Source organism: Planococcus alkaliphilus (genome assembly GCF_057031095.1).
The window spans coordinates 3,324,611-3,350,830 of sequence record NZ_CM168060.1 but is presented as its reverse complement, the minus strand read 5'-3'; the positions used below and the strand labels follow the sequence as shown (position 1 = coordinate 3,350,830).

30 protein-coding genes and 2 pseudogenes are annotated in these 26,220 nt (G+C 45.3%); 17 read left to right on the top strand and 15 right to left on the bottom strand.

The genetic code is table 11. The annotated features are described in order from the left end of the window. Positions 1–67: 67 nt before the first annotated feature. The gene (locus AC2EXB_RS17440) at positions 68–313 is read right to left on the bottom strand and encodes a hypothetical protein (RefSeq protein WP_483602514.1); all 246 of its coding nucleotides are present in this window, start codon (positions 311–313) and stop codon (positions 68–70) included. 193 nt (positions 314–506) lie between these two features. Between AC2EXB_RS17440 and AC2EXB_RS17435 the strand changes: the two genes are divergently transcribed. After that, the gene (locus AC2EXB_RS17435) at positions 507–791 is read left to right on the top strand and encodes a hypothetical protein (RefSeq protein WP_483602513.1); all 285 of its coding nucleotides are present in this window, start codon (positions 507–509) and stop codon (positions 789–791) included. Positions 792–1,043: 252 nt separating this feature from the next. Next, positions 1,044–1,994: a ribose-phosphate diphosphokinase gene (locus AC2EXB_RS17430; protein ID WP_483602512.1), complete on the top strand. Its 951-nt coding sequence runs from the start codon at positions 1,044–1,046 to the stop codon at positions 1,992–1,994. A 119-nt stretch (positions 1,995–2,113) separates the two neighbouring features. Here AC2EXB_RS17430 and AC2EXB_RS17425 read toward each other — a convergent pair whose 3' ends face one another. Next, positions 2,114–3,013, bottom strand: a complete 900-nt coding sequence (locus AC2EXB_RS17425) for a PucR family transcriptional regulator (RefSeq protein WP_483602511.1) — start codon at positions 3,011–3,013, stop codon at positions 2,114–2,116. 220 nt (positions 3,014–3,233) lie between these two features. On the opposite strand from AC2EXB_RS17425, the gene AC2EXB_RS17420 reads away from it, so the two are divergent. The 12 genes and pseudogenes from AC2EXB_RS17420 (at position 3,234) to AC2EXB_RS17365 (ending at position 12,557) form a co-directional block, all read left to right on the top strand. Beyond that, positions 3,234–4,280: an SIS domain-containing protein gene (locus AC2EXB_RS17420; RefSeq protein WP_483602510.1), complete on the top strand. Its 1,047-nt coding sequence runs from the start codon at positions 3,234–3,236 to the stop codon at positions 4,278–4,280. Positions 4,281–4,316: 36 nt separating this feature from the next. Then, entirely contained in the window at positions 4,317–5,588 is a 1,272-nt protein-coding gene (locus tag AC2EXB_RS17415; RefSeq protein WP_483602509.1) for an ABC transporter substrate-binding protein, read from the top strand. A 78-nt stretch (positions 5,589–5,666) separates the two neighbouring features. Beyond that, positions 5,667–6,548: a carbohydrate ABC transporter permease gene (locus AC2EXB_RS17410; RefSeq protein WP_483604785.1), complete on the top strand. Its 882-nt coding sequence runs from the start codon at positions 5,667–5,669 to the stop codon at positions 6,546–6,548. 37 nt (positions 6,549–6,585) lie between these two features. Beyond that, positions 6,586–7,476 (top strand): carbohydrate ABC transporter permease, encoded by an 891-nt coding sequence (locus AC2EXB_RS17405; protein WP_483604784.1) that lies wholly within the window; start codon positions 6,586–6,588, stop codon positions 7,474–7,476. 16 nt (positions 7,477–7,492) lie between these two features. After that, positions 7,493–8,308 carry a PfkB family carbohydrate kinase gene (locus AC2EXB_RS17400; protein ID WP_483602508.1) on the top strand — a complete coding sequence of 272 codons (816 nt, stop codon included), beginning with the start codon at positions 7,493–7,495 and terminating at the stop codon, positions 8,306–8,308. Between the two features lie 74 nt (positions 8,309–8,382). Further along, the gene (locus tag AC2EXB_RS17395) at positions 8,383–9,126 is read left to right on the top strand and encodes a GntR family transcriptional regulator (RefSeq protein WP_483602507.1); all 744 of its coding nucleotides are present in this window, start codon (positions 8,383–8,385) and stop codon (positions 9,124–9,126) included. Between the two features lie 57 nt (positions 9,127–9,183). Further along, positions 9,184–9,855: an HAD family hydrolase gene (locus tag AC2EXB_RS17390; protein WP_483602506.1), complete on the top strand. Its 672-nt coding sequence runs from the start codon at positions 9,184–9,186 to the stop codon at positions 9,853–9,855. Between the two features lie 455 nt (positions 9,856–10,310). After that, positions 10,311–10,610 carry a transposase gene (locus tag AC2EXB_RS17385; protein ID WP_483602505.1) on the top strand — a complete coding sequence of 100 codons (300 nt, stop codon included), beginning with the start codon at positions 10,311–10,313 and terminating at the stop codon, positions 10,608–10,610. Between the two features lie 101 nt (positions 10,611–10,711). Continuing rightward, entirely contained in the window at positions 10,712–11,374 is a 663-nt protein-coding gene (locus AC2EXB_RS17380) for an IS3 family transposase (protein WP_483604783.1), read from the top strand. A gap of 209 nt (positions 11,375–11,583) precedes the next feature. Further along, the gene (locus AC2EXB_RS17375; RefSeq protein WP_483602504.1) at positions 11,584–11,928 is read left to right on the top strand and encodes an ROK family protein; all 345 of its coding nucleotides are present in this window, start codon (positions 11,584–11,586) and stop codon (positions 11,926–11,928) included. A gap of 53 nt (positions 11,929–11,981) precedes the next feature. Then, positions 11,982–12,203, top strand: a pseudogene (locus tag AC2EXB_RS17370) (asparaginase); the annotation flags it as partial. Next, positions 12,188–12,557, top strand: a pseudogene (locus tag AC2EXB_RS17365) (asparaginase). The pseudogenes AC2EXB_RS17370 and AC2EXB_RS17365, both read left to right, overlap by 16 nt. A 476-nt stretch (positions 12,558–13,033) precedes the next feature. On the opposite strand, the gene AC2EXB_RS17360 reads toward AC2EXB_RS17365, so the two are convergent. The 7 genes from AC2EXB_RS17360 to AC2EXB_RS17330 form a co-directional block, all read right to left on the bottom strand. Next, positions 13,034–13,306, bottom strand: coding sequence for a transposase (locus AC2EXB_RS17360; RefSeq protein ID WP_483602503.1), 273 nt, complete (start codon positions 13,304–13,306; stop codon positions 13,034–13,036). Between the two features lie 154 nt (positions 13,307–13,460). Continuing rightward, positions 13,461–15,041, bottom strand: coding sequence for a hydantoinase/oxoprolinase N-terminal domain-containing protein (locus AC2EXB_RS17355; RefSeq protein WP_483602502.1), 1,581 nt, complete (start codon positions 15,039–15,041; stop codon positions 13,461–13,463). A gap of 1 nt (position 15,042) precedes the next feature. Then, positions 15,043–16,137: a DUF917 domain-containing protein gene (locus AC2EXB_RS17350; RefSeq protein WP_483602501.1), complete on the bottom strand. Its 1,095-nt coding sequence runs from the start codon at positions 16,135–16,137 to the stop codon at positions 15,043–15,045. After that, complete coding sequence (locus AC2EXB_RS17345) at positions 16,134–17,471, bottom strand: purine-cytosine permease family protein (RefSeq protein WP_483602500.1); 1,338 nt, start codon at positions 17,469–17,471, stop codon at positions 16,134–16,136. The genes AC2EXB_RS17350 and AC2EXB_RS17345 overlap by 4 nt, the downstream gene beginning before the upstream one ends. A gap of 48 nt (positions 17,472–17,519) precedes the next feature. Then, the gene (locus AC2EXB_RS17340) at positions 17,520–18,110 is read right to left on the bottom strand and encodes a TetR/AcrR family transcriptional regulator (RefSeq protein ID WP_483602499.1); all 591 of its coding nucleotides are present in this window, start codon (positions 18,108–18,110) and stop codon (positions 17,520–17,522) included. 211 nt (positions 18,111–18,321) lie between these two features. Continuing rightward, positions 18,322–18,921: a hypothetical protein gene (locus tag AC2EXB_RS17335; RefSeq protein ID WP_483602498.1), complete on the bottom strand. Its 600-nt coding sequence runs from the start codon at positions 18,919–18,921 to the stop codon at positions 18,322–18,324. 220 nt (positions 18,922–19,141) lie between these two features. Continuing rightward, the gene (locus AC2EXB_RS17330) at positions 19,142–19,732 is read right to left on the bottom strand and encodes a TetR/AcrR family transcriptional regulator (protein WP_483602497.1); all 591 of its coding nucleotides are present in this window, start codon (positions 19,730–19,732) and stop codon (positions 19,142–19,144) included. A gap of 149 nt (positions 19,733–19,881) precedes the next feature. Between AC2EXB_RS17330 and AC2EXB_RS17325 the strand changes: the two genes are divergently transcribed. After that, on the top strand, positions 19,882–20,616 hold the full coding sequence (locus AC2EXB_RS17325) for a glucose 1-dehydrogenase (RefSeq protein WP_483602496.1): 735 nt from the start codon (positions 19,882–19,884) through the stop codon (positions 20,614–20,616). Between the two features lie 52 nt (positions 20,617–20,668). Here the strand turns inward: AC2EXB_RS17325 and AC2EXB_RS17320 are convergent, their stop codons facing one another. Genes AC2EXB_RS17320 through AC2EXB_RS17305 form a run of 4 tightly spaced genes read right to left on the bottom strand, consistent with a single transcriptional unit; the run spans position 20,669 to position 23,363 of the window. Beyond that, on the bottom strand, positions 20,669–21,721 hold the full coding sequence (locus AC2EXB_RS17320) for a metal ABC transporter solute-binding protein, Zn/Mn family (RefSeq protein ID WP_483602495.1): 1,053 nt from the start codon (positions 21,719–21,721) through the stop codon (positions 20,669–20,671). Positions 21,722–21,761: 40 nt separating this feature from the next. Then, positions 21,762–22,031 carry a 30S ribosomal protein S14 gene (gene rpsN / locus AC2EXB_RS17315; protein WP_235197444.1) on the bottom strand — a complete coding sequence of 90 codons (270 nt, stop codon included), beginning with the start codon at positions 22,029–22,031 and terminating at the stop codon, positions 21,762–21,764. A 54-nt stretch (positions 22,032–22,085) separates the two neighbouring features. Continuing rightward, the gene (gene rpmG, locus AC2EXB_RS17310; protein WP_052650078.1) at positions 22,086–22,235 is read right to left on the bottom strand and encodes a 50S ribosomal protein L33; all 150 of its coding nucleotides are present in this window, start codon (positions 22,233–22,235) and stop codon (positions 22,086–22,088) included. A 3-nt stretch (positions 22,236–22,238) separates the two neighbouring features. Continuing rightward, positions 22,239–23,363, bottom strand: coding sequence for a GTP-binding protein (locus tag AC2EXB_RS17305; protein WP_483602494.1), 1,125 nt, complete (start codon positions 23,361–23,363; stop codon positions 22,239–22,241). A gap of 181 nt (positions 23,364–23,544) precedes the next feature. Here AC2EXB_RS17305 and AC2EXB_RS17300 point away from each other — a divergent pair, with 181 nt between their 5' ends. Further along, the gene (locus AC2EXB_RS17300) at positions 23,545–23,901 is read left to right on the top strand and encodes a DUF4181 domain-containing protein (protein WP_246807907.1); all 357 of its coding nucleotides are present in this window, start codon (positions 23,545–23,547) and stop codon (positions 23,899–23,901) included. A gap of 28 nt (positions 23,902–23,929) precedes the next feature. On the opposite strand, the gene AC2EXB_RS17295 is transcribed toward AC2EXB_RS17300, so the two are convergent. Together AC2EXB_RS17295 and AC2EXB_RS17290 are read right to left on the bottom strand one after the other, a co-directional pair. Then, on the bottom strand, positions 23,930–24,319 hold the full coding sequence (locus AC2EXB_RS17295) for a hypothetical protein (RefSeq protein ID WP_246807908.1): 390 nt from the start codon (positions 24,317–24,319) through the stop codon (positions 23,930–23,932). 103 nt (positions 24,320–24,422) lie between these two features. Further along, the gene (locus AC2EXB_RS17290; RefSeq protein WP_483602493.1) at positions 24,423–25,274 is read right to left on the bottom strand and encodes a metallophosphoesterase family protein; all 852 of its coding nucleotides are present in this window, start codon (positions 25,272–25,274) and stop codon (positions 24,423–24,425) included. A 155-nt stretch (positions 25,275–25,429) separates the two neighbouring features. On the opposite strand from AC2EXB_RS17290, the gene AC2EXB_RS17285 reads away from it, so the two are divergent. Then, positions 25,430–26,044: a glycerol-3-phosphate responsive antiterminator gene (locus AC2EXB_RS17285; protein ID WP_483602492.1), complete on the top strand. Its 615-nt coding sequence runs from the start codon at positions 25,430–25,432 to the stop codon at positions 26,042–26,044. Positions 26,045–26,220 lie beyond the last annotated feature (176 nt).

Below are 26,220 nucleotides of genomic sequence, written 5' to 3'. Positions count from 1 at the left end.
CCTTCTGTCGTTTTTCTTTATTAAACCACTGCAGCATCCATTTCTTCTATAACTAAACATAAGGTTTTCACAGCTTTTGCTCGTTTAAAGGTTTATTCTTTTTTAATTTCAAGCGTCGAATCAGGAAATGCAGACCGCCGAAAATAAGGGCCATCGCTGTGACTTTCACTAAAGACACTTGTTCGATATAGGGAGTATGTGTCGCACGGTTTGAAGAGAGAATAGACCACCAAACCACTTCTGAAAAATTGGCTGTAGAAAATAAGAACCATGCTATATAAAACAGCAGTACGGTTAGCCAGTAGAATTTCATAAAAACAGCCCCTTTCTAACTTAGACGGACATGGCGCTGGAATGTTACAGCGAGAAAACGATAGGTCGATAGAGAAGTAAGAAGTGAGGGGGTTAGCCTTTTTTTGTGGGAACTTCTGTAAAAGTTTGGCGTTATAATTAACAATAAAAGTTTTTACGGTATATGAGCAAAAGAAAACAATGGAGGAATGTCAATGTGGTTCGTATTAGGGATTATCGCTATAGCCGCAACTTTTTTAAACCTATACCTGTATGCCATAGGCAAAGAGTATAAGCTGGCGATGGCAATGGGGTTGTCCTTCACTGCACTGACTGTTGTGGCAGATTACACGATGGTGTCCGATTGGGTAAAAGCGGAAGATTGGTCTGCTTTACTCGATGTAGTGCCTATAATGTCAAAGGCTCTATGGGTCTTGACACTACTGTCAATACTGATAAATACAACACCTATCCTCTTAGAGATGAAAAACAAGAAGTAATTCCTTGCTGCAACAATGTTTATTTCACTTTTTTCTATCATAAAAGTTGAACGAATAACTTCTCCTGTCGATATTTCATCACTCTACAATTAATATAGTTCCGTTTATGTAGATTTATCGAAAGAACTTTTATCCATTGGCTATTCCTCCCGCAAAAAGGTATCATAAAAGCAACAGACAGAGGCTGGGCGGCAAGGGGTGCCGGCCGGCCCATCATTTGATCAACCGATTTTTGCGGAGGAGGAGCACGACATGCCTTATCAATTAAGAAAGAACTTTAAATTATTCACCTTGAATTCAAATCCTGAGCTGACTCAGGAGATCGCCGCCTTGCTTGGCTGCGAAATGGGCAAGAGCTCGATTAACCGTTTCAGCGACGGGGAAGTGCAAATCCACTTAGAGGAAAGTGTACGGGGGGCGGAAGTCTTTATCGTCCAGTCGACTTCACAGCCGGGCTATGAACATACGATGGAGCTCTTGATCATGATCGATGCGTTGAAGCGGGCTTCCGCCGAGACGATCAACGTGGTCATTCCGTATTACGGCTATGCGCGCCAGGACCGGAAAGCGAGTTCGCGCGAGCCGATCACGGCGAAATTAGTGGCGAATATGCTAGAGACGGCCGGTGCGACCCGCATCATTACGATGGACCTCCATGCACCGCAGATCCAAGGCTTCTTCGATATGCCGGTCGATCAGCTGCTGGGTGAAACGGTCATCGCTGAACATTTCCTGAACAAAGGGCTGGAAAATGCGATTGTCGTAGCTCCGGACAACGGCGGGCTCAGCCGTGCACGGAAACTGGCGAACGACCTTGATGTGCCGATCGGCTTTATCGACAAACGCCGTCCGCAGCCAGGCGAGCCGGAAATCGTCAACATCGTCGGCGATATCCTAGGCAAGAACGCGATCATTATCGTCGATATCGTCGATACTGCAGCGACGATTTCTTTGGCGGCCAATGTGCTGGTGGAAAACGGGGCGAAAGGCGTCTATGCCTGCTGTACGCATGCCGTATTGTCAGACGGAGCGGTTCAAAAAATTGAGGATTCCGCTTTGACGGAATTGGTCGTGACGAACACAATCCATGTCCCTGAAGAAAAACGCACACCGAAAATCACGATTCTTTCCGTTGCGCCGTTGCTCGCAGAAGCGATCGAGCACGTGCACAACGAAAAACCGGTTACGCCTTTATTTGAATAGAGCCGTATTTCGGCAGAGATAAAAAGCACGTCGATTCAAAAGGTCCTAGCGACCGGATGAATCGGCGTGCTTTTTTTAGTTTTAAGACTCTTTTTTTTCAATCACATTTGGTCATTCTTTTATGCTTTGCTGTCCTGTACCGCGATGCTCGCACAGTAGGCGACGAGCGCTCCGTTAAAGTCGCGCAGCGAAATGCCGGTGATTTCCTGGAACTTATTCAAACGGTACTGCAGCGTATTGCGGTGGATATACAGTTTTTTCGACGCGATAGTAGCATTGAATCCGTTTTCGAAAAAAGCGCGTACGGTCTGCAGGATATCCTGGTCGCAGCCGAGTGGATCGAGCACTTCTTTTACGAGGATTTCTTTCAAAGCATCCGGCATTTGTTCCATTAATTGCATGGGGAAAAGTTTCTCCATTGTGTAGAGACGTTCCGAACTTCCATTCATCAATGCCTTTTGGAACCATTCCTTTTCCATCCTGAAATGAAGTGGGAATCGAGAGTCAGCGAGCTGGAATTTGCCAATGTACATCTTCGCTTTGATATAGAAATCACTTTCCAAAGCGTTCATAAAGGAAGAAAAGCTTTCAGAATCGTATGCGGTGCAGGATTTGCTTTCAATTAGAAATGCCTGCTGCGGGGAAATGAATAGCAGCTGAATGGAATCTCCGAAAAATGCGCAGCTCGCTTCTTTGAAATCTTCTTCTCCTATTTTTTGTCCGCTAAAGAATAGCTGAACGACTCGGATTTCCGTTTGGTCAGGCACTGGAGGATTTTCTCCGTTCTCTAAATAAACAAGCCATTTTGCAGAACTAGAAGCCATTTTCTTGGCTGTTTTAATTTCCTGGAACAATGCAGTGAGCAAGGCGTAGTCCCGCTCGCTGACTTCTTTCTCCTGTATTCTGAACCAGCTGCCTTTCTCGGGATGCTGAAAAATGTAAAATCCTTTTACAGCTTTTGCCGGGTATTCTGTAAACTGCTCAAAAGAAGGGAACAAGGTGATCAATTCTTTTATCATAGCCAACACCTCTGTTATCATTTGGTTTTTGTTTTCAAAAATTGTTGAGCAAAAAGCAGAGAGATATAAAAGCTTCTCAGGATTTAAATGGCACGTGAAAACGCCTCAAAAAAATAAATAAAAATAAATAGTCAAAATACATTGACTATTTAAAATACTATAGCATATAATATTAAATAATATAACGTCATATGACGTTATAAATTATGGAGGTGTTGAAATGAAACAAGAACAAGGTACATTAATCGAAGAAACAGTAGGCGGAATCATCAATGATATACAAGGAGTGGCGATGAAACCTGAGCACGCTGTACAGATTGCAACCGTCGTAGAAGCTGTAAAGGCACGTGACATCAAGAATGTTTATTTTGTAGCATGCGGTGGTTCGATGGCTTCACTGTCTTTTGGGGAATATTTCATCAGCAAAGAGACAGAAGTTCCAAGTTTCGTTTATACAGCAAATGAATTTATCCACCGCAACCCTAAATCAGTTGGGGAAAATTCTCTTGTAATCTTACGTTCTCATTCAGGCACAACTCCTGAGACAGTGTCAGCAGCAAGCTTCGCACGTGAAAAAGGTGCACTCACTGTATCAATTTCCATGGATGAGGAATCTCCTTTATGCCAAGCAGCTGAATACATCGTCCACTACAATTATAAAGATGGTTCGGACGCCATCGATGGCGAAGTCGGTATTTTCTATACATTGGTCTTCGAAGTGCTTAATGCATTAGCTCCTAATGAAAAATACAAGCGTGTTGTCAATCAATTGCCTAAAATCGGTGAGTTGATTGAGAAAAATACGGAACAATTTGCAGATGTGGCAAATGAATTCGGCAAAAAGAACAAACGTGAAAAAATCATTTACACAATGGCAAGCGGCGCTTATATCCATCACGCATATTCATTCACGAGCTGCCTGTTGATGGAAATGCTATGGATTCACTCAAACGCTATCCATTCAGGAGAGTTCTTCCACGGACCGTTCGAAATCACCGATTACGATGTACCGTTCCTAGTGGTGAAAGGCGACGGAGCAAGCCGCCCGCTTGATGAGCGTGCACTGGATTTTGTACAGAAATTCAGCGATAAAGTAGAAGTGGTTGACATCGGAACTTTGAACTATGATGGAATTGATGAAGACTTGAAAGAATACTTCGGCCCGGCACTGACAGGATCGGTTCTTCGCCTGTATGCAGATGCACTGGCTGAGCACACTGGCCATCCATTGTCCGTCAGAAGATATATGTGGAAAATGGATTACTAAAATACAAACCCGGGTTCATAAGAAAGGGGATACGAAATGAAGAAAACACTGTTCTTTTCGATTTTGTTGCTTCTGCTTTCGATGTTATTGGCTGCGTGCGGTTCAGAAGAGGAAAAAAACGCCAGCGCTGACGGAAAAGTCGAAATCGACTTTTTCCACAGATGGCCGAACGAACCAAGAAAATCCTTCTATGATGAAAAAATCAAAGAATACATGGAACAGAATCCGGATGTCTACATTAACGTGGATTCTGTACTGAATGACTCTTACAAAGAAAAAATCCGGGTTTTGGTATCAAGTGATGACCTGCCGGATATTTTCACTGCATGGTCAGATTCTTTCGCTCAGAACCTGGTTTCTTCCGAGCGCATCATGCCATTGAATGACGTCATCAAAGAAGATGAGGAATGGTCATCGAAGATTATCGACTCCCAGTTCGGTGGCTTTACTTTCGATGACACCACTTACGGCATTCCATTTACAGTAGACGGCAAGGCTTTCTTCTATAATAAAGCGATTTTCGAGGAAAATAATATCAAAGTGCCAAAAACCTATGAGGAACTGACTGTGGCACTTGATCAGCTGCAGGATGCGGGCTATAAAGAGCCGCTCGTAGAAGGTTTGACGAATACATGGGCAATTTCGCATTATCTGGGCACTATTTTCGAACGTGTAGTGGATCCTGCTGTATTGGCTAAAGACTATAACGAGGAAACAGCTGAATTCACAGATGAAGGCTATATTGAAGGGCTTGAAATTTTCGAGGAACTGACAAGCTATATGGGCGAAGTCTCTACGGCGATCGACCATGAGGCGGCACGCAATATGTTCGCTGCCGGTGAAGTACCGGTATTGTACATGCAGTTTGCGGAAATCAAAATGGTTGAGGAAGCGGGAGATGTGGAATTCGGATTCTTTGACTTCCCGGAAGTTGAAGGAGCGAAAGGTGACCCGACAGCTCTTACTGGCGCACCTGAAGGCTGGATGGTCAGCAAAAATGCACCGGAAGAAACCCTCGACTTCCTGAAATTCCTGACTTCAGAAGAAACAGCTGCTGACTTCACGAAAACAGACGGTCAGTTGAATGCCATTGAAGGCGCAGTCACAGAAGAAAACGTCAACCCGGCAAGCCTCGAAGCATATGAATTGATCACTAATGCGACTTCGACAGCACCGTGGTTCGACAATGCTGTCAACATCAACGTAGCAGACGTCTTTATGCGTGGCGGACAAAGCTTGGCCACTGGGCAGACAACACCTGAGGACATCTTAAAAGAAGCGCAGCAAGAAGCACAGAATCAGAAATAGCAACAGTGCAGAAGTGGATAAGTCCTAATGTTCACTTGAATATTAGGACTTATTAAAATGAAAGTAGGTGCAGGTATGATTGCTAAAAGAAACCAGATTGTCCCAATCTTATTCATATTGCCCAGCCTCTTGTTTTTAGGCATCTTCATCTATATGCCACTCGTTCAAAACTTCTATAATAGTTTCTTTGACTTTAGCGTGTTTTCTCCGACAAAAGAGTTTATCGGCTTTTCTGCTTTTGAACAGTTGTTTTCAGACAAGGTTGTCATGACAGCTTTGATCAACAATATAAAATATGCAATCATCTCCGTGGTTTTCCAGGTAGCATTCGCCCTGGTTCTTGCAACAATCCTCGAGGACAAGCTGTTCCGACGGATCGCACCGATGCTGCGGGTTGTCTATTTCATACCGGTAATGATTTCGATTTCAGTTATCGCTTTACTTTTCGGTTTCATCTACAATCCTCAAATGGGACTTTTAAACAGCTTTTTGGAGCTGATTGGCTTGGAAAATCTGGCTATGCCTTGGCTGGGGAATGCAACGACTTCGATTTACGCAGTTATTGCTATGTCGCAATGGCAGAGCATCGGCTTTATCACGATGCTGTTTATCGTAGCAATCCAGAAAATCCCCAAAGAACTGTACGAGGCGGCTGAAATAGATGGTGCAGGAAAGATTCGTCAATTTTTTAATATTACGGTTCCACAGGTTAAAGAAGCGCTTTTTGTCAATATGCTCATTACCATTACAGGAGCCATGCTTGTGTTCAATGAACCTTATATCCTGACCAACGGCGGTCCAGGTACAAGCTCGATGACCTTATCGGTTTATATGTACCAGCAAGGATTCTTCAAAGACAATATGGGCTATGCATCGGCTGTCGCCACGCTGATCTTCGTCGTGACTGCGATTTTCGCTCTAGTCCAAATCAAGGTTTCAGGAACCGGAAAGGATGAGTAGGATGACAAAAACAAATGAAAATATCAAAGTTGATATGTTGGCGCCGGAACAGCAGACCAAGAAGGAACGGCCCGCTAAAAAGGCCAAGACGGCGATGAAAACCAACCTGCAAGGCAAAGTGACAAAAAATATGGTTCTTTTGGGCCTCTTGCTGTTTGCCTTTGTCATCCTATATCCTCTTTTCTGGATGGTAGTTTCTTCTTTTAAAAGTTATGATGAAATTTACGGGAACGTATGGGGGTTGCCCTCCGTCTGGCATTTTGAAAACTATGCCACTGCCTGGTCGATGGGGATTTCCGGTTACTTTTTCAATAGCCTGTTCGTGACAATCACAACGATTGTCCTCGTTGTGATAATCGGTTCAATGGCAGCGTTTACATTGTCGCGCTATAAATCTAGATGGATTGATGTGGCGCTGATTTTCACTATCGGAGGCATCATGATGAATCCGCAAGTTGCGTTGATTCCGTTGTTTGAACTGTTGACCTGGCTGGACTTGATCAACACGCATTGGGCGTTGATTTTGACTTACGTGGCTTACCGGCTGCCGCTGACAATCATCTTGATTCGGGCGTTCTTCTTGAGCATCCCAAAAGAGCTGGAAGAGTCGGCGATCATCGACGGCTGCAGCGAGTTCGGCATTTATGCCCGTATTTACCTGCCGCTGTCGATTCCGATTATCGTAACGACAATTGTCTTGACAGCATACTTTGCTTGGAATGAATTTATGTTTGCGACTGTGTTTATTGATTCGGATGTACTGAAAACCATTCCATCAGGCCTGATGAATTTCAGGGATGCACTCAGAACTGATTGGGGTGTTTTGCTTGCGGGAATGGTGATTGCGACAATCCCGATGGTGGTCCTGCTGGTGTTCCTGCAGCGGTATTTGGTCAGAGGGCTGTCGGAAGGATCTGTGAAGGGATAAGGGGGAGGAATTTGGAATGAAACTGATTGCGGTTGGAGATAATGTGGTGGATTGCTATTTGGACCAGAAGAAATATTATCCGGGAGGAAATTGTGTGAACGTTGCTGTTAATGCCCGGAAGAATGGAGCGGAAAAGGTCGCATATATTGGTATTTTTGCAACTGATGATAAGGCAGAGCATATCAAATATGCTTTGGAAAAAGAAGGAATCGATTTTGAAATGTCACGGACATCGGAAGGTATCAGTGGACAGCCGGGCGTCTCTTTAACAGAAGACGGCGACCGGGTGTTTGTGGGCGGACCGAAAAATACAGTTCAGCATAAACTGAAACTACAGATGATCGGAGAAGATCTGGATTTTATCAAAGGCTTCGATGTGTGCCATATCAGCTGTTATTCGTCTATGGAAAGTGAACTGGAAAAACTGGCGAAGACAATTGATATTTCGTATGATTTTTCCAATCATCTGGAACTGAACTATATTAAAAAAGTTTCGCCTCATATCAAATATGCTTTCTTTTCAGTAGCAGATTTGCCGGAAGAGGAGTTGAACGAGTTCATCGAACGGTTGAAAGATTTTAACTTTGAAGTAGCTGCTCTGACAAGAGGCAGTAAACCTGCTTTATTCATCAGGGAGAATAAAGTTTTCGAACAAAAATTGACAAAAATTCCCGTCGTCGACACCATGGGAGCAGGAGATAGTTTAATCAGTGGATTTTTAGTGAATTATATAGACGGAGGGGACATTGAATTTGCGGTTGAAAAAGCTACGGAGTCTGCGGCAGCGACATGTGGATTGTACGGTGGCTTTGGTTATCCAAAGGAATTCTAAAAATTGTTTTAGAAGTACTCCTCATGTACATTTGAGTAACAGCACTATCAAAAAATAAGTATAGGGGAGTCTATATGAAGAATCAGAATACCACAAACTTGGAGAGCTCAATCCTGCTTTACGAGCAAATAAAAGCGGGAATTAAGGAATTTATAAAGAATAATCAATTAAAAGCCGGAGACAGAATACCGAACGAGTCTGAGTTGTGCAAACTTTTTAATGTCAGCCGGATTACTACTCGAAGAGCGATCAAGGAACTTGGGGAAGAGGGAGTCATTGAAGTCATCCGTGGGAAAGGAACATTTGTTAAATCCTCTAAAAAAGACATTCATTTATTGAATCTGAAAGGATTCACCGAAGGATTGTCAACTGAAGATAATAATATTGAAAAAGAGATACTATACAAAAGGATTATTCAAGACGATAAAGAAATATCGAAAGCTTTTTCCTATGAACAAAATGAATTCGTAGAACTGGTTCGACTTGTGAAAGATGCAGAAGGTCCGATTAGCGTGGATTATGCTTACCTGCCGCTGAGCATTTATCCGGATATCGATGAATTCCTCGATGCTAGTGTATCTACGTTTGCGTTGATTCGCGAAAAATATAAAGTTCCATTTACAAAAGTGAAAAAAGAGATTGAATATGTTCATCCATCACCAGATCTTTGTGGGTATTTGGGAATTAGTAGAACTTCGACTGTTATTCTGGTGAAGAAAATTATATACGGTCCAAATAATGCGCCTGTTCATTATTCAAGTTACTATATGCTCGGGGACCGTGTAAAGTTTTATATCGAAGCAGATTATACGGAATGATAAAATGTTTGCAGCAATTCTTTATACACTCCTCATCAAAGAAAGGGAGATTTTCTTATGATTAAAGGAATCGTTTTTGATTTTGATGGACTGATATTTGATACAGAAACCCATCAATATCGGATTTTGCAGGAGCTGTTCGCTGAGCATGGCACTGAACTGCCGATTGAGCGTTGGCAACAGGAAATTGGGACACAAAGTGGATTTTCGCCTATTCATTACCTGGGAGAGCTGATCGAAAAGGAAATCGAACACGAATCGCTGGAGCGGCAAGTGAAGGAAAAATTCCATGCGGCATTAGCCGCGGAAAAAGCGCGGGACGGAGTGGAGGATTACTTGAAAGCGGCGAAAGAACTGGGCTTGAAAATCGGGCTCGCTTCCAGTTCGGATTATACATGGGTCTCCAAATACCTGAGAATTCTCGGGTTGGTCGATTATTTTGAATGTATTAAAACGTCTGACGATGTCGAAAAAGTAAAACCTGATCCCGCTTTATACGTTAAAGCGGCACAATGTCTCGGATTGGAACCGGAAGAATGCCTGGCATTCGAAGACTCGGCGAATGGCGCGCTTGCTGCGAAAAGGGCAGGAATGGGATGTGTCATCGTGCCGAACGAAGTGACTTATGCGATGAATTTTTGCGAAGTTGAACACCGACTGAAGTCGATGGCCGATATGCCGCTTGGTCAACTGATTGATTTTCTGAACAGCTCGAAGTTAGTAAAATGAAAAATCCGGAGCATCAGGCTTACGGATTTCTGTACATAGACCGTGGACGAAGGGTGGAATTTACCTGAAGCATTTGTCAGCGTGTGAATAAACAGAGAAAAGTAGCGGAATGACAAAGTTATCTTCCATTTGAACTTGAAATAATATACATACTTAAGAACCCGCTGAGTAAAACAGCGGGTTTTCTCATTTCTTCATATTATCATGCCGTGCTGGTCCGCCAGTTTTTCTGTTATCACTTCAAGAAAATCACTGAATTATAATTTCAAGAACAACACGAAAGTTTCATCATGTTATAAATTTAGAAAAAGACAGTATTAATAATTCTGTATATTGAACAAAAAACAGGAGGATTTAAATCCACAAAAAGCTTCTATTGGGTTTAGACTTAAAAGTAGACACGACCAATCAGTTTTCGACATACTGAAACCAACAATCAAAGGGACGTGTCAAACATGGGCAAACACAAAGATGCAGAATACAAGGGGTATATCGCCAAGCTTCATATCAAAGAAGGTCGAAAAGCCACGGACCTAGCTTATGAAATCGGTGTGAGTCCCACAACGGTGCGGCACTGGGCAAGAGACTATCGGGAAAAGCAGGAACGTTTAGCGAATCCAGCGGGTGAGCCGCGGGTCACCTTCTCGGAGCTGGAGAAGAAGTTGCGGGAGACGGAAAATGGGCTGAAAGAACGTGACGATGAAGTAGAAATCTTAAAAAAGGCCATGCATGTCTTCATGAAAAGCCGCACGTAATCTATTCGTTTATCGAGGAGCATCGGAAAGAATACGACGTGTTGATGATGTGCAATTTACTTGGCGTATCCAGAGGCGGTTACTACAAATAGCGGTCTCAACTGAACGCAGCTCACCGGACGGAACGGCAGCTTCTGCGAGAAGAGATTCTCCGAAAAATCGCTCAATCGTTTCATGAGAGCTATGGCACCTACGGTAGCCCGCTCATTCTTGAGGACCTCAAGGCGCTGGGTTGTTTCATATGCGAACGAACCGTGGGTCGTTACATGAAAGAGCTAGGACTCTTCGCAATACCGGCACAAAAATTCGTGAACACAACGGATTCCGACCATCACGAGTTTGTCTATCCGAATCTACTCGAGCGCAAGTTTAAGGTCGACGAGCCCAATACGGTCTGGATTACTGATATCACGTATGTCTGGATGCTGGAAGGCTGGCTGTACCTGGCGAGTGTGATGGATCTGTTCTCGCGCAAGATTGTTGGTTGGAGTTTGGATGTCACGACGAAGGTTGAACTGCCGTTGGGGGCGCTGCAAGAAGCACTGCTCTTGCGAAATCCGTCCGGTGAGCCGATTCATCACTCTGACCGCGGATCCCAGTACTCTTCCGAGGAATACCTCAAGTGCCTTAATAAAGGGGAATTCAAGATCAGCATGAGCCGCAAGGGAGATCCTTATGACAACGCCTGCATCGAATCATTTCAGGCCACCATCAAGAAAGAGCTGATTTACGGCCACCGGTTCCGAACGCAGGAAGATGCCTGAAAGGCCATCGGCCATTACATCGACGACTTCTACAACTTGCGGAGACGACACTCCGCGCTCGGTTACTTGTCACCCGAAAACTATGAAAAAAAGCACGCAGCTCCACTATCCGAACGAATGGTTTCGTGACAGTTTGACGGTCCTGAGAAGCGGTTCGCTTTTGAACCGTTTCTCAGGACTGTCCGATTAAGCGGAGCGCGATAGGGTTCTTGAAGAAAAAAACAGTATTTCTGTGTCCACTTTCTTTACAGAAGACCAAAGCATGGGCAGACAAAATTCGGGACAAGGCAGTCACTTATGCAGCCGTTGCGATAAACAACACATTCTGTACTTTCAATCCCGACGTTATTATTCTATCAGCCAGTCTCATAGAGAATCATCCTTTAGTCAGAGAACGCATTATCGAGAGGTACAAAAGTATGGTCTGGCCACCTGCGAAAAAAATATTCGAAGTAAGGATTACGGAGACTAAGAACTTTGGAGTCGTGATGGGAGCAGCAAAATCTGTACAGCAGCTGTTTGCAAAAAATAATGATTTCGATAAGGGAGTTTAATCGATGACCTATATAACGTTAGCAGAAGAATATAGAGCAGGGGGGTCTTTGAGAATACGCATCAGGGCTTGCTTTGTATTGTCAGTGAACACAAAAATACAGTGTACTCCAAAGGCGATGTGGGAGAACCGATTTTTTACCGGTCGGCCATGAAGCATATCCAGACAATAGCGGTTTTTAAATCGGGTATCATTCAGGAGTTAGCCTTACCTCAAAGGAAGCCGTCTTATTTACTGCTTCGAAAGAGAATCTGGAAAGCTTGCTTACCAAACTGAATTTGCCGGAAGAGGCTCTGGTCTGGGGGAAAAGCTATCCATTAAACGAAGAGCCGAAGACAAAATACATTTGCGGGAAGAAGCCTAAACGAAAACTATTGCATAACTGTGCTGGCAAGCATCTTGTATTTCTCGTGTATGCCCGAGAAAAAACTACCCGTTAGCGGATACGAGAAATTGAATCATCCTATCCAGCAGGAAATACTGCAATATGTTGCGAAGCTTTCGGAAGTTCCGATCAAGCAAATCGTTTCAGCAGTTGATGGCTGCGGCGTTCCGGTCCACGCCATTCCACTAAAAAAATATAGCGATCTCTTATTTGAAGTTCGCAAAGCAGAATTTGTTGAACAATGACCAGACAGCCAATGCAATTGCTGATATATCCAGAGTCATGAACAGCCATCCAGGGCAACCGCTTCCACCGGAAAGTCGAACTTTTGTTTCTACACCGCAGGCTGTTCTCCCGATCTGTCACACTTTGCCGGGTCATGGCTGGCTTTAGTTTTGGAGCCACGGACGCCTTTTGGGGGTTCAGTGCTTCTTTCCGTGTGCCGTCCGGTCGGCTACGACCGCTTGTTCCAGTTCGACGAGGTAGGGGACGGCCTTTTCGATTTTGGCCCGCCAGAGAAATTTGTTCTTATTGGCATTCGCTTTGACATGGGTGGAGCCCGATAGAAGAAGGCGGCCATTCACCCAACCATGTGTCTTCACCTACCGGACGGTTTAGTCAAAATTTCTTCAAAGACCGTCGTGTCTTCAAAGCGCCCCTTTTGGTTGAAGCAGATTGTGGAGTGGCCCCGAATCCGGTCGATGAGGGAATAGCCTAAAAATCAGCGATAAGCGATGTTATCCCGAATCTCTTTTTCCAGTTGACGCTCGGAGTGAACGCCATAGAAATAGCCGATGAACAATATCTTGAATAAGGTGATGGGCGGAATGGCAGGATGGCCGTTATCCAGACAGTAATAGGGCGTGGCGATGGCTTCAATAAAGGGAGAATCAATCAACGCATCTACAGCGCGGAGAAAATGATATTGCGGCACGAGTTCATCAATCGAGACGGTGACCTGTTCATGACGAAGGTTTTTAACGGGACCAATCATGAGACTTCGCTCCTTCATTTTCTTTTAGTTTACCTCAAAAAATGGCGAAATAAAAAAATGACTGCCGAGGGGTTTTTCGACAGCCTGGTGGCATGAAACCAAAAGGTTTTATGCCGCTTTTTATAAAAGTTCTTATTTTTATTTATTGCTTCACTTAAGAGTGAATACTTTTCCTTTCACTTAACAAACCACCTGCTGCTTTTGCACGGATTTTCGTTGCATTTCCAGGAAGATAGGAAAGCGGGACTTCTTCTAGATCGATTAAGACCAGCTGTTCTGGGTCGGCTCCGGCTTCGATCGCTTGCTGGAAAGCCAGCTCCTTAACTAGTTCCAGTGTCTTCTCCCGGCCGAGATCGTCGGTATTGAAAATCTTCTCGATTTCGCCGCTTACTTGCGAAATGGCAGAGCCGATTGCATTCGCAACACCAGAATTTTTCGGTTTAATGACCTCAGAAGCGCCTTTCAGTTGATCTGGGAAAAGGATGCTGCCGCCTCCAACCAGAATTACAGGGACAGGTTCCGAACTCGTCTTCATCTTATCAATCGTTTCTTCAGCCGTTTCAACCATTTTGGAGTAGATTCGTTCGACGAGTTCTTTGTCGAGATGCGCGATTAGATCCGGGTTTCCAAGTGCCGCTTTTCCGGATGCTACAGCGATGTCGGTTGTCGTTAACGTGTCGCCGCCGAAGATAAGGCCTTTCTCGATCAGCCGGTAGCCGACACTTTCAGGGCCGATCTGGAACGAACCGTCTTCTTCGACCGTGATGACGGTTCCGCCGCCAAGACCGATGGAAGCGATGTCCGGCATCCGGAAGTTTGTCCGCACGCCGCCGATTTCAACAGCCAAGGAAGACTGGCGGGGGAAAGAACCAACGAGAACACCGACGTCAGTCGTCGTCCCGCCGATATCGACAACCAGCGCATCGGGATTATCTGTCAAGTAGGCTGCGCCGCGCAAGCTATTGGTCGGTCCGCAGGCGATGGTCAGTATCGGGTATTTCACCGTATATTCAACCGACATGAGCGTACCGTCGTTCTGACCGAAAAACACATCGGCATGGATGCCTTCTTTTTCAAGTGCTTTGACGAAACCGTCTGCTGTCGAGCGGGCAACGTCTACAATCGCTGCGTTTAAAATCGTTGCATTTTCCCGCTCGAGCAAGCCGACACTACCAATTTCACTTGAAAGGGAAATGGAGATCTCTTCGCCCATGACTTCTTTGATAATAGCCGCTGCACGCAATTCGTGGTCGGCCGATACCGGAGAAAAGACGGATGTGACGGCGACCGAGTCGACTTTGTCTTTTAATTCTTCTGCGATTCCGCGAATTTCCTGTTCGTCAAGCGGCACGATTTCACGGCCGTCGAATTCATTTCCTCCGCGTACGATATAGACATGCTTGCCAAGAATCGCTTTCAGATCGTCGGGCACGCCGACAAGCGGTTTGATGGCCATTGTTGCTGGTGCGCCGATGCGGATGGCTGCAACTTTGTTAAGCCGCTTCCGCTCGACAATCGCATTTGTGCAATGGGTGGTTCCAAGCATCGCATAGCGGAATTGCTCCACAGGGACACCCGAAGCTGCAACTACCTGCTTCAGTGCTTCATAAATTCCAGAACTGACATCCTCGGTAGTGGTTGCTTTCACTTCAGAGATAACATTATATGCTTCATCTAAGACGACGGCATCTGTATGCGTTCCGCCGACATCGATTCCAATACGGTAATTTGTCATCTTAAACCTCCTCCTCCACAAGCATTAATTCTTCAATGGGCCGGTATTCAGTATCATAGCCGAAATATCCGGGACCGGCGACTTCAATGCCTTTTGGCGTGCGCCATTTCGGATCGCATGGCATACCGATGACGATGCAGCGGGCACCATAGCGGAGGCCTTCCGTCGTGATTGGCATACCGGTTTCTGCATCAAGCACTGCAATCAGGTCAGGCGTTACACATACAACTTGGCCGTCCACTTCTGCGAGCAAGTGCTCGTTTTGGAAATGGAGTTTGCAGTTCTTGCCGATATTTGAACCAATGCCTTCTATTGAAGCGGTTCCTTTTGCGAAGCCGTCCTGCGTTTTGCGGTCGATATCTGTCACTTTTCCTTGGAACAGCTGATGGCCGTCCGTCAATTCAAGGATTTCATCAATTGGATGTTCGCTGTTCTTTAATGCTGTCCGGATTCTGGAGCCGATTTGTTCTTCGAGTGTCAAGATATTGTGGATGGAAGACTTTTTCATTGTCTTTCCATCCATTTGATAGATAGCATTCATAACAGAACCACCCATTTCGATGGTCGCTTTCCGGGCAATCCGTTCTGCCCATACGCTGTCAATGGTATTGAGCAATATGCTATTGCCTTTTTCATCAGACAAGACCATCGGCGTCGCCGATACGCCTTCCAGGTGGAATGTCACCATCTGAAGTTCCGGAAACGCGCGGCCCATGCCGTCTGCGTCGACTACGGGAAGGCCCAGTCTTGCGGCAAGTGCCAACGGCAACATGGAATTTACGCCACCTGCTTCAATTGGCATCGTGGCATAAATCTTTTTTCCAAGATACTCCTCAAGTGATTGAAAAGCTGCAGCAGCTTCGTCTCCGTTTGGTATTTTTTCAACCATGACTGTTGGTGCGCCCATCATTGCAGAAGGGACAATCAACGCATCATCCGGCACTTCTTCGGGATTCAGCAAGCTGATTGGCCCGTATTCTTCTACGGCCTGTATGGCCATCAACTTTCCGATATATGGATCGCCGCCTCCGCCTGTACCGAGAAGTGCAGCGCCGATTGCGATATTCTCAATTTCTTCTTTTCCAATTAATCTCATTGGATGTTCCTCCCTTGTTTAGCTATAAAAGCTGGTTGTTTAACGTTCTGCAGTGCTTTGCTGATGATTAATTGAAGACCGAAAGCGATCAGGAATGCATCAAATCCGGAAGCGCCGGTCAGTGTAAAGAAGCCGAAGCCGGTCGGAGCAGGTGTCGTCATGAAAGCGATCAAAGCCGACAGAACCCAAATGGAAACACCGAATACGTTAATGTTTTCCTGCAAATCAACTTGATCAAATGTATATTTCTCCCGGTTCAGCAAATAATCGGCTACATAAATGCCTCCGATCGGCGGAATCAGGACACTCAAAAATGATAGAAACGGAATGAAATAATCATAGATTCCGCCTACAGCCATAGCCGTGCCGATCAATCCGGCGAAGATAGTCAAGATATACTTTGGTGTTTTCCGGAAAATAACTGAAAACCCGAGTGCAGAAGAATAGAGGTTGTTATCATTAGTCGTCCATTGTGCCAGAATCAGGATCAGCATCGCTCCTGTACCCCAGCCGAGCCCGAGCATGATGGAGACGATATCGACTTGGGAAGTGGCTTTTGCCAGCATCGCAGCAATGAGAAGGACGATGCTGAATCCACCGAAGAATCCGACGAAAGAAGAAATGACTGCATCTCTCGGACTTTTTGCGTAGCGGGCGATATCAGGTCCGATAATAGCGCCTACAGCCAAGGAACCGATGATCAAGGAGATGGAGACGCCAATCGACAAAGGTTCAGCCGTCAGTGGAGCTGCTGCCACTTCTGATAGCGAGTGCCCTTTCATCACCCGGATGAGTGATCCAATAAGGAGAAGAGCGAGCAGCGGAACCGCAATCAGGCTAAGCTTTTCAATGGCTTTAAAACCGATGAACGCTGTCGTTGTCATGAGAATACCGCCGATAACAATCAGGATTTTCTGATTGACGTCTATGTTAAAGACATCAAGAAGTATGGAGCGCAAACTGGAGCCGAACAGATCGACTTGAACTCCAAACCATCCGAAAAGCGAAATTGCAATAATGGCAGATACTGCGTAAGATCCGTAGCGGCCTAATGCGAAAATGGAAACGAATGACGTTGAAAGGCCCGTTTTTGCTCCAACCACTGAACACAGGGCACTGAGTACAGCTAGGATGAAACAGCCGACCATTGTAGCAAAGATTGCCTGCGGCATGCTGAGGCCGCCCCCAATTGCACCGCCAAGTGCTGTCGCCGAAAGGGCGACAATTGAGCCAATCCAAACAATAGATAACTTGAACCAGCCTTTCCGTTTATCGGCCGGTACGGGTTCACGCTCATAATCTTGAATTAACTTTTTGTCTTCTTTGTTCTCCAATTCAACTTCCCCCTCTACTGTTAAAAACTTTTCTTAAGCAAGCAGCAATCAGGCATAGGTTTTCGACAACTGATCAAATAAGGAATCAATCATCTGGACAGCTAATTTCACTTGTTCATCCAAATACGCTCTGTCATAAAGATTGATGCCCCAGAACAGACCGTTTCCAAGCAAGACAAATTGCTTGATGAGCCGATCGACGTCTGTTGGATCGATGGAAGGATAGTCTCTGCGCAAAGCACTTTCTAAGTTGAAGATAAGCCATTCATTGAATTCCAGCATATATTGCTGAAGATGAGCTTTAATCTCTGGAATCGGAGCCGTTACAAGTGAGATATAAGAAGATGTCTCGATAAAGTCTGTGGTATGGTGATCGATAATCCCTTGAAGCATAGCAGCGAATACTTTATCCACCGGCTCTTCTTGGTGATTTTCAAGTGTCTGTCGCATGGCTTCATGGTGATTAGACAAAATCTGCTGGAACATCTCAATAAATAAGGCTTCTTTATTTTCATAGAAAAAATAGATAGAAGCCGGTTTAATGCCAACTTCATCAGCAATCTTCTTCATTGTTGCACCTTGGTAACCATGCTTCGAATATAAAAGAAGAGCTGCTTTTAAAATTTCCTCTCGTGTCATTTTCTCACCACCTAATAAGTGTTAGGTTGAAGTATAGTACGCTGGAAAATAAAAATCAATATATTTTTTGACAAATTAGAATAATTCTATTATTTCGTCTTAAGAGAAATTGCATTTTTCAAAAAGGAACGGAGAGACGGCATAAAAAAACCCCTGATTCGCAGGTTTTGAGACCTTACTACCGAATCGGGGGTTGCTCCTATTTTGATTTCTATTTCTGATTTATCCACATGACGAGCACCGGTCCGAGAATCGGAATCCAGGCCATTGTTTTTGCTTTCGCGTCTGGAAAGAAGCGGCAGGTGGCATAAACCGACAAGCCCCACAGCACAAACCAGTCGACGGTCATGACCGACACAAGGCCGGAATCGAAAAATGCTTCCCGGTATGCCGCCAGTGAAAATCCTTGCAGCAGCGTCAGCAGATTGCCTGCCCACATGAGCATGAGGACAATCAGCCAGAAGCGGGAAGACAGGAAACGTACGAGCCAATGAGGCGTCCGGTTTTTTGTCCGCGACTTCGAGGGCTTGTCGCCGAATGCAAAATACGGCAGCAGCGAGAAAGCGCCGGTACCGAGCGACAAAAGGGCAAATGGCCAAGCGGGCCACCTGCCGCGGTCGTGCAGCAAAAGAATTGTCAAAAACACGAGCGGAAACAGGCCGAGCGAATTGAAGACCGCAAAAACAAGCGGATCGATCTCGCCCCATTCGCCGCTTAAGATTCTTGAGAATACCGGATCCGGGCTTTCGCCTTCGGGAGCCAAAAATGCGGCGTAGGCAATCAGAAGAAGCCAAATCAACAGGAAAATCACGACATCACCTCTTTTTTTCCATCATACAGGGAAGAAGCTCTATAAGTGAAGCGGTTTACTTTCGGCGGTTTTGTGGATAACTGACTTTTCTCGTCAAAAAAACTTACCCACATGTGGGTAAGTCAAAAAGGGTGACGAAACGAGACAGTTATCCCCGTATTCGTCCGATTTCATCCACATATCCCAAACCCGCCGGTTCATTCGGCGGGTTTTTTGTGGTTTATTCGCCTAACACGATGCTGCCTTCGTAAATTTTCCCGTGCAGATCCGCGATTTTCTTCGCCATTTCTTCCGGCGAATCCTGGAAGTTCTGTTTGCTCCAATAGATGAAAAAGCCGAGCATTCCGTATGTGAGGTAGTAATTCAATTCTGGAATCTCCATCTGCAGCTCGTTTTCACCTTCGAGTGCCAGTTCTGTGGCGGATACCCGCACCAGGCTTTCGCAAAATTGGTTTTGCGATCCCGGCAGCACCTCGCCTTTGATGATGAGCGAAAAAATCGGCTGATTTTGGTAGATGTATTCGAAAATCGGCTGATGCCGCTGGACATCTTTCGAAGAAAAGCGGTCCAGGTGTTGAAAGCTTTGACGGAAATAGGCGATGAGCCCTTGCAGGTAATCGTCGAAAATCGCCGACAGCAGTTCATTCAAATCTTTATAATGCGCATAGAAAGTCACGCGGTTGCATTTTGCTTTTTTAGTGACTTCCGTAACGGAAAGTTCGCGAAGTTCTTTGTCTTTCAGCAAGGCGAGCAAAGCGTCTTTCAAATTTTTCTGGGTCCGCAATACACGCCGGTCTTCAGTGGCTGCCATAGCAAGCCCTCCTCATTCGTGTCGAGAAATTGAACGACAATGGTGAATTTATTATGACATGAATCTCTGTATATGGACAAATGGAATATTTATCTGTAAATTTACAAGTGTAGTATAAAAATAAATTATCTAAGTTGGAGGAATTTTATATGGCTCGATTAGAAGGCAAAGTTGCCATTATCACAGGTGCTGCTCAAGGAATGGGTGCTGCGCACGCGAAAAAGTTCATTGAAGAAGGCGCGAAAGTTGTTTTAACGGATTTAAATGAAGAAAAAGGTCTTGCATTTGCGGGAGAACTTGGCGAAAATGCTTTATTTGTCAAACAGAATGTAACCAGCGAAGCGGACTGGGCGACAGTAGTCGAAGAAGCTGAAAAAGCATTCGGACCGGTCAATGTCCTGGTAAACAATGCCGGCATCACGATGGCCAAATCGATTTTGCAGACAACGGCTGAAGAATATCGCCGCATTGTGGAAATCAACCAAGTTTCTGTATTTCTTGGCATGAAAGCGGTTATCCCGTCCATGCAAAAAGCGGGAGGCGGTTCAATCGTCAACATTTCATCGATGAACGGACTTGTAGCTGGTGCGATCGGCTATACGGACACGAAATTTGCGGTGCGCGGCATGACGAAAGCGGCTGCAATCGAATGTGCAAATTACGGTATTCGCGTCAACTCGGTTCACCCAGGCGTCATCGCGACTCCGATGGTCGTTCAGGAAGATACAAAAGCGGCAGTGGAGGAATTCTCAAAACACATTCCATTGAAGCGCGTGGCGCAGTCTGAAGAAGTTTCAAATATGGTGGTGTTCCTTGCTTCTGATGAAGCGAGCTATTCTACCGGTTCTGAATTCATTGTAGACGGCGGATTGACAGCGCAATAACGAAAATATAAAAACCCAACTGTTACGTGACAGTTGGGTTTTTTCATCTGAATTAATTTAAAATTTTCTCAAGCGTCTTGCGGTTTTTTTCCATCAAGGTAAAGTAAGTTTCCTTGTCCGCAACATCTTCCTCAGTCAATACGCCGAGATTATGGAGCTGGACGGCTTCTGCACCGATTTCCTTCTGGATGACTTCGGTCAATTTGGAGGAGACGTTCTGTTCAAAAGCAACATAGCGGATGTCCAGTTCTTTCGCCTGGTCGACAATCTGAGTCAGTTCTTTTTGCGACGGCTCATCCTGGCTGTTCAAGCCGGCGACCGCTACTTGCTCAAGCCCGTACGTATCCGCGATGTAGCCGAAAGCGGCATGCGACACAAAAAATGTTTTGTTCGCAGCGGCATCCGCTGTTTCCTGGAAGGATTGATCAAGTTCTTTTAACTCTTCGATTAATGCTTCGTAATTTGCTTCATACGTTTTTGCATTTCCGCTGTCCTGTTTAACCAATTCGTTCTTGACCGATTCCGCTAATTGTTGGCTCAAGACTGGTGAAATCCATACATGGGGATCAACTGAACCATGGCTGTGTTCTTCATCAGCTTCGTGGTCATGATTGTGTTCTTCGTCCCCATGTTCATGGTTATGCTCGTCTGCAGCTTCATGCTCGTGAGTGTGTCCATCTTCCGCTTCACCTTCATGGTCATGGGAATGGCCTTCGCCAAGTTCCTCTTCTGGAATCGTTGCTGCAGTCGCGACAAATTCCACATTTTCGTTTTTCAATGTGGTTTTGGCTTTATCGATAAAGCCTTCCAGCCCCATCCCGATATAGAACACAAGATTCGCTTCTGCCAGTGAAATCATGTCTTGCTGTGTCGGCTCGTAAGTATGCTCGTTTGAACCGGCAGGGTAGATGGATTCGACTTCGACCAGATCGCCGCCGATCCGTTCAGTGAAATAAGTCAGGGGATAAACGGTCGTGTAAACCGATAATTTATCGTCATTAGCAGTATCGGCTCCGTTAGCAGCATCTGTAGAGGAATCGTTTGTTGAACCGCATGCACCAAGGAACAGCGCAAGCAGCAGGACTAGGAATAATAATTTCTTCATTGGTCACCTCGTTGAAATTTTTTGTGTAGTTTCTCGTTGTTTACCAGCTGGCTTTTTTGACGCCCGGAATCTGCCCTTTATGCGCGAGTTCCCGGAATGCGATTCGGGACATGCCGAATTTCCGCATATAGCCGCGTGGCCTTCCGGTTAATGCGCAGCGATTGTTCAAGCGGGTAGGTGAAGCATCTTTTGGAAGGGCCGACAAGGCCGCGTAGTCGCCTTGCTCTTTTAAGGCTTTGCGTTTTTCAGCAAAACGGGCAGCGGTTTCGCGCTGTTTTCGGTCTTTCGCGATCTTGGATTTTTTTGCCATGGGTTTATCTCCTTTATCAGTAATCATTACGATTTGAAAATAACTAAAAAATTTTTATTTGGTTTCGCGGTGCAAGGTCACTTTTCGAAGGCGGGGGCAATATTTCTTTAATTCGATGCGTTCCGGATTGGTGCGTTTGTTTTTTGTCGTACTGTAATTGCGGTCACCGGTTTCGGTGCAGGCTAATGTAATATTCACTCTCATCGTTCACTCCTCCTTAAGGGTTTGAAATGTTGGCAATGGGTCATAAAAGCTATTCCAGTCCTGCAGCATTTCATCTTCGGCAAGCAGGCATTGGTTAAGTGAGCCAGTCAGTTCTTGTTGGTCCATGGTGATGCCGATCAGCACAAGTTCGGTCATTTTCACCCCGTAATCAAGATCCCAGGCACCGGCGTATTCGATGCTGAGTGAAGGCCCGGCTTGTGAAAGCAGGACGGCTGCATCGTCACGGGAGGCAATCCATAGAAATCCTTTTGCACGGACGACTTCCACCGGCCATTCCAGCATCCAGGCCATGAGGCGCTCGGGATGGAACGGCTTCTGGCTGCGGTACACAAACGAAGTGATGCCGTATTCTTCTGTTTCCGGAATGTGTTCGCCGTTCAGTTCTTTCAGCCAACCGGCGCTGTGGCTGGATTTTTCAAAATCGAATAGCTTCGTGTTCAGCACCCGGTCCAACGGTACAGTTGAAAATGCGGTCTCGATCACTTCTGCGTCCGGATTCAAGCTGCGGATGACTTGTTTCAGTTCCAGCGTTTTTACGGGCGAAAGCAAATCGGTTTTATTCAATAAAATCACATTGGCGAACTCGATCTGATCGATCAGCAGATCTGCAATTTCCCGCTCATCTTCGTCTGTCGTCTGCTGTTTGCGGTCAAGCAAAGTGTCGCCGGAAGCGAAGTCTTTCCAGAAAGCATTGCCGTCCACCACGGTCACCATTGTATCAAGGCGGCAAAGTTCCAGGAGGCGTGAATTTAGGCTTTCATCCAAGTATGTAAAGGTCTGGGCAACGGGGATGGGTTCGCTGATGCCGGAAGATTCGATGACGATGTAATCGATATCGCCTGACTCCACCAGTTTTTCAACTTCCAGGACAAGATCTTCGCGGAGCGTGCAGCAAATGCAGCCATTCTGAAGCTCCACCAGTTTTTCCTCGGTTTTGACAAAGCCGCCTTGTTTAATGAGGGACGCATCGATGTTCACTTCGCTCATATCGTTGACTACTACCGCAACTTTCAATCCTTCACGGTTTTGCAGAATATGATTCAGCAAAGTGGTCTTGCCGGATCCGAGGTAGCCGCTGAGCACTGTAATCGGTATTTGGGCTGGCATGCGGAAATTCCTCCTTCAAAAACTAAATAGTAATCATTACGTTTTAAAGTATAGAGAAGATGAAAATAAAACACAAGCGGTTTTTAAAATTTTTATTCTTAGTCTTAATTTGGAACTTTTTTCCAACTATTACGTAAAGAAGGTAGAAGAAAAAGAAATTGGGAGAAAGGGGACGGCATTCATGGAAACGGTTCTCTTGTTTCTTGGTTTGATGGTGGTATTTTTCGGAGCCGAGTATTTAATGCGGAAACTCTTGAAAGTCGAGAAAGTCGATCTTTCGGAAACGCCTGGCGGAAAGATCAGCAACTGGGGAAGGGGAATTATTTTAGGGGTTGCTCTTATAGCCATCTTCTTATTTCTAGACGATTTTGATGATGCGATTTTATGGTTCTGGATTTTTTATTTCCTGGCTTTGGGTATACTCGAAGCGTTCTTGGAATGGAGATACTTTCCGGATTCCAAGTCGTATCTTGTATCGCTGCTGCAAATCCCTTTCGTTATTGGGTTCCTGCTCATCGCTATTTACCTGCTTAGTTAGCAAAAGCCTTCCGCTAAGGAAGGCTTTTTTAGTTGTATTCAGATTTTAGGATGAGGGAGGTTCCGGGAATTTGAGGAGGGTCGGATAAATTTACACCACCAGACCAATAAATGCGGATTCGGTCGCCGGATTGATAGCTCGATTTGAGCTTTTGGTTGATCCACGGAATCGAATAATAAGCGTTTAAAGTACCGTCTTCGCTTTCTTTCTGTTCAATTAACTGAAGGATTTCTTGCCGTGTTTTACCCTTCGTCTCCTCTTTCGTAAGTATAATCACATAAATCTGTTGATCGTTGCTTCGGGTTTCATCTGAATTTACGACATAGCCGACATCAACATTTTGACTCATCCGCCAAAAGACAATAGCCAAAACAATTACAACAACAATAACTATAGGAACCAGAATTCTTTTTCTCATCATTCCCCACCACCTAGCATTTCACTGTTTAGAAGATTTTACCATAAAAAAGGCGAAAAAACAGGCAGACCTGGAAAAGGCCTGCCTGTTTCGATAGGTAAAATCATATTTTTTCAGCTGTTTCTTTCTCCTGCAATAGCACTATGGTATGCCGCACATCTTTTTCCGTACCAAGCTGATGAGGATTAAGCCCGAAATGGCTGATGGCGTTTCCGATGTATTGGGCCCGTGTGTAAAGGTCCGGATCATACAGATCGACTGAATCAATGGAAATCTGCGAATCCGTCACTTCAATGATCCGCACGGCCTGTTCATCCAATACAGCGGCCAGCTGAACGAAATTCCACTGGCTTCTTTCTGCAATCGAGTTGAAGTGATTATGGCCGTTGACGTAAAGGCCGGAGCCCTGCTTTTTATTCAACAATTCCCATACGGGGATATCGGAAGAAATGCATAACTTGTCTTTCTCAGAATTAGCAGTGGTAGCGTGGACGGGATGATGTGCGAAAACAAGCAATGGTAAATTGGCGCTCTTCTCAATCACATTGCCGAGCCAGTCGATTTGTTCGGCATCGAGGGTACCGCCCCAATCTTCGAAGTCCTGCTCTTTTGCCGTGTCAAGAAAGGCCAATACCGCAGATTCCAAAGTGATGGAATGATAACGCTGCTGGCCGGTCAGGGAAAGTACCTTTTCCCGGGTTTGGGCATAGACATCGTGGTTGCCGAGCACATGGATGAACGGTTTACCGTGCCGATTAATCATGTCGTAAACCTGGACGAGCTCTTCCTTCAAGCCGAAGTTCGTCAAGTCGCCGATGGATACATAGAGGTCTGCGGGAATTGAGAAAAAGCGCTCAAGAAAATTCTCATAGAATATTTTGCGGTCCTCTTCGATAAATTCGTATTCCTCGTCCAAAGCCGGATAATGCAAGTCGCCGATTACTGCAATCTTCATATCTCCATCTCCTCTCAATTGCGTACACCCACAGTATTGCAGAATATTGCTAAGCTGCTTTAAAGAACTTGTAAAGCTTTGTAAATTTCCGGTTCCTGCGGTTTCTGGAAATTATAATGGGAGGTGTACATAAGATGAAAGGGGATTTGAGGAATATGAAAACCCGATGGGATCATGACGAAATGATTTGCCGCCTAAAGCAGCGTAAGAAAATCGCCGCGGTGAAATGCCCGAAATCGATTGAGAAGGCACTCGAGAGTAAAGAAGAGATTGCCGCTGTGTTTTTATTGATGGGGTCTATTATGAACGTCAAACGCTATGTCGACCTGTTCCAGGAGGAAGGAATTCCCGTTCTGATCCATGCGGAAAAAATTGGCGGACTGCTGCTGAATAATGAAGGGCTCGATTTCATTGCCAACTACGTCAAGCCGTTCGGCATTGTTACAACCAAGCCGGCGCTGATAAAAAAAGCGAAAGAACGGAATCTTTTCGTTGTTCAGCGGGTCTTCATGATTGATTCGGAAGTTTACGGCAATGTGCTTGAGAACAAGCAAAAGCCGACTCCGGATCTGATTGAAATTATGCCGGCCACTCTTTATGGCGTCATTCGCTCCTATTCCGAACTGCTCGATATCCCGATCATTACAGGCGGTCTGCTGTCTGCGCCGGAACATGTGAGAGCTTCACTTGAGGCAGGGGCACTTGCAATCAGCACCTCCAATGAAGCCCTGTGGGCGGAAAATTTTTCTGCTGTCGAAATGTTAAGGTGACTTTTACATTTTTCATACACTGGATTAACAAGCAGGCGTTACAATCAAATTGAAAAGTAGATAGATGACAGGGTGCACTAAGAGAGACCCCAAATGCCTTCGTATAAATGTATGCGAAAAGGTTATTTGGGGTCTCTTTGTTTTGCCTTGAATCTGTTTGCTAAAAAAAGAAATTG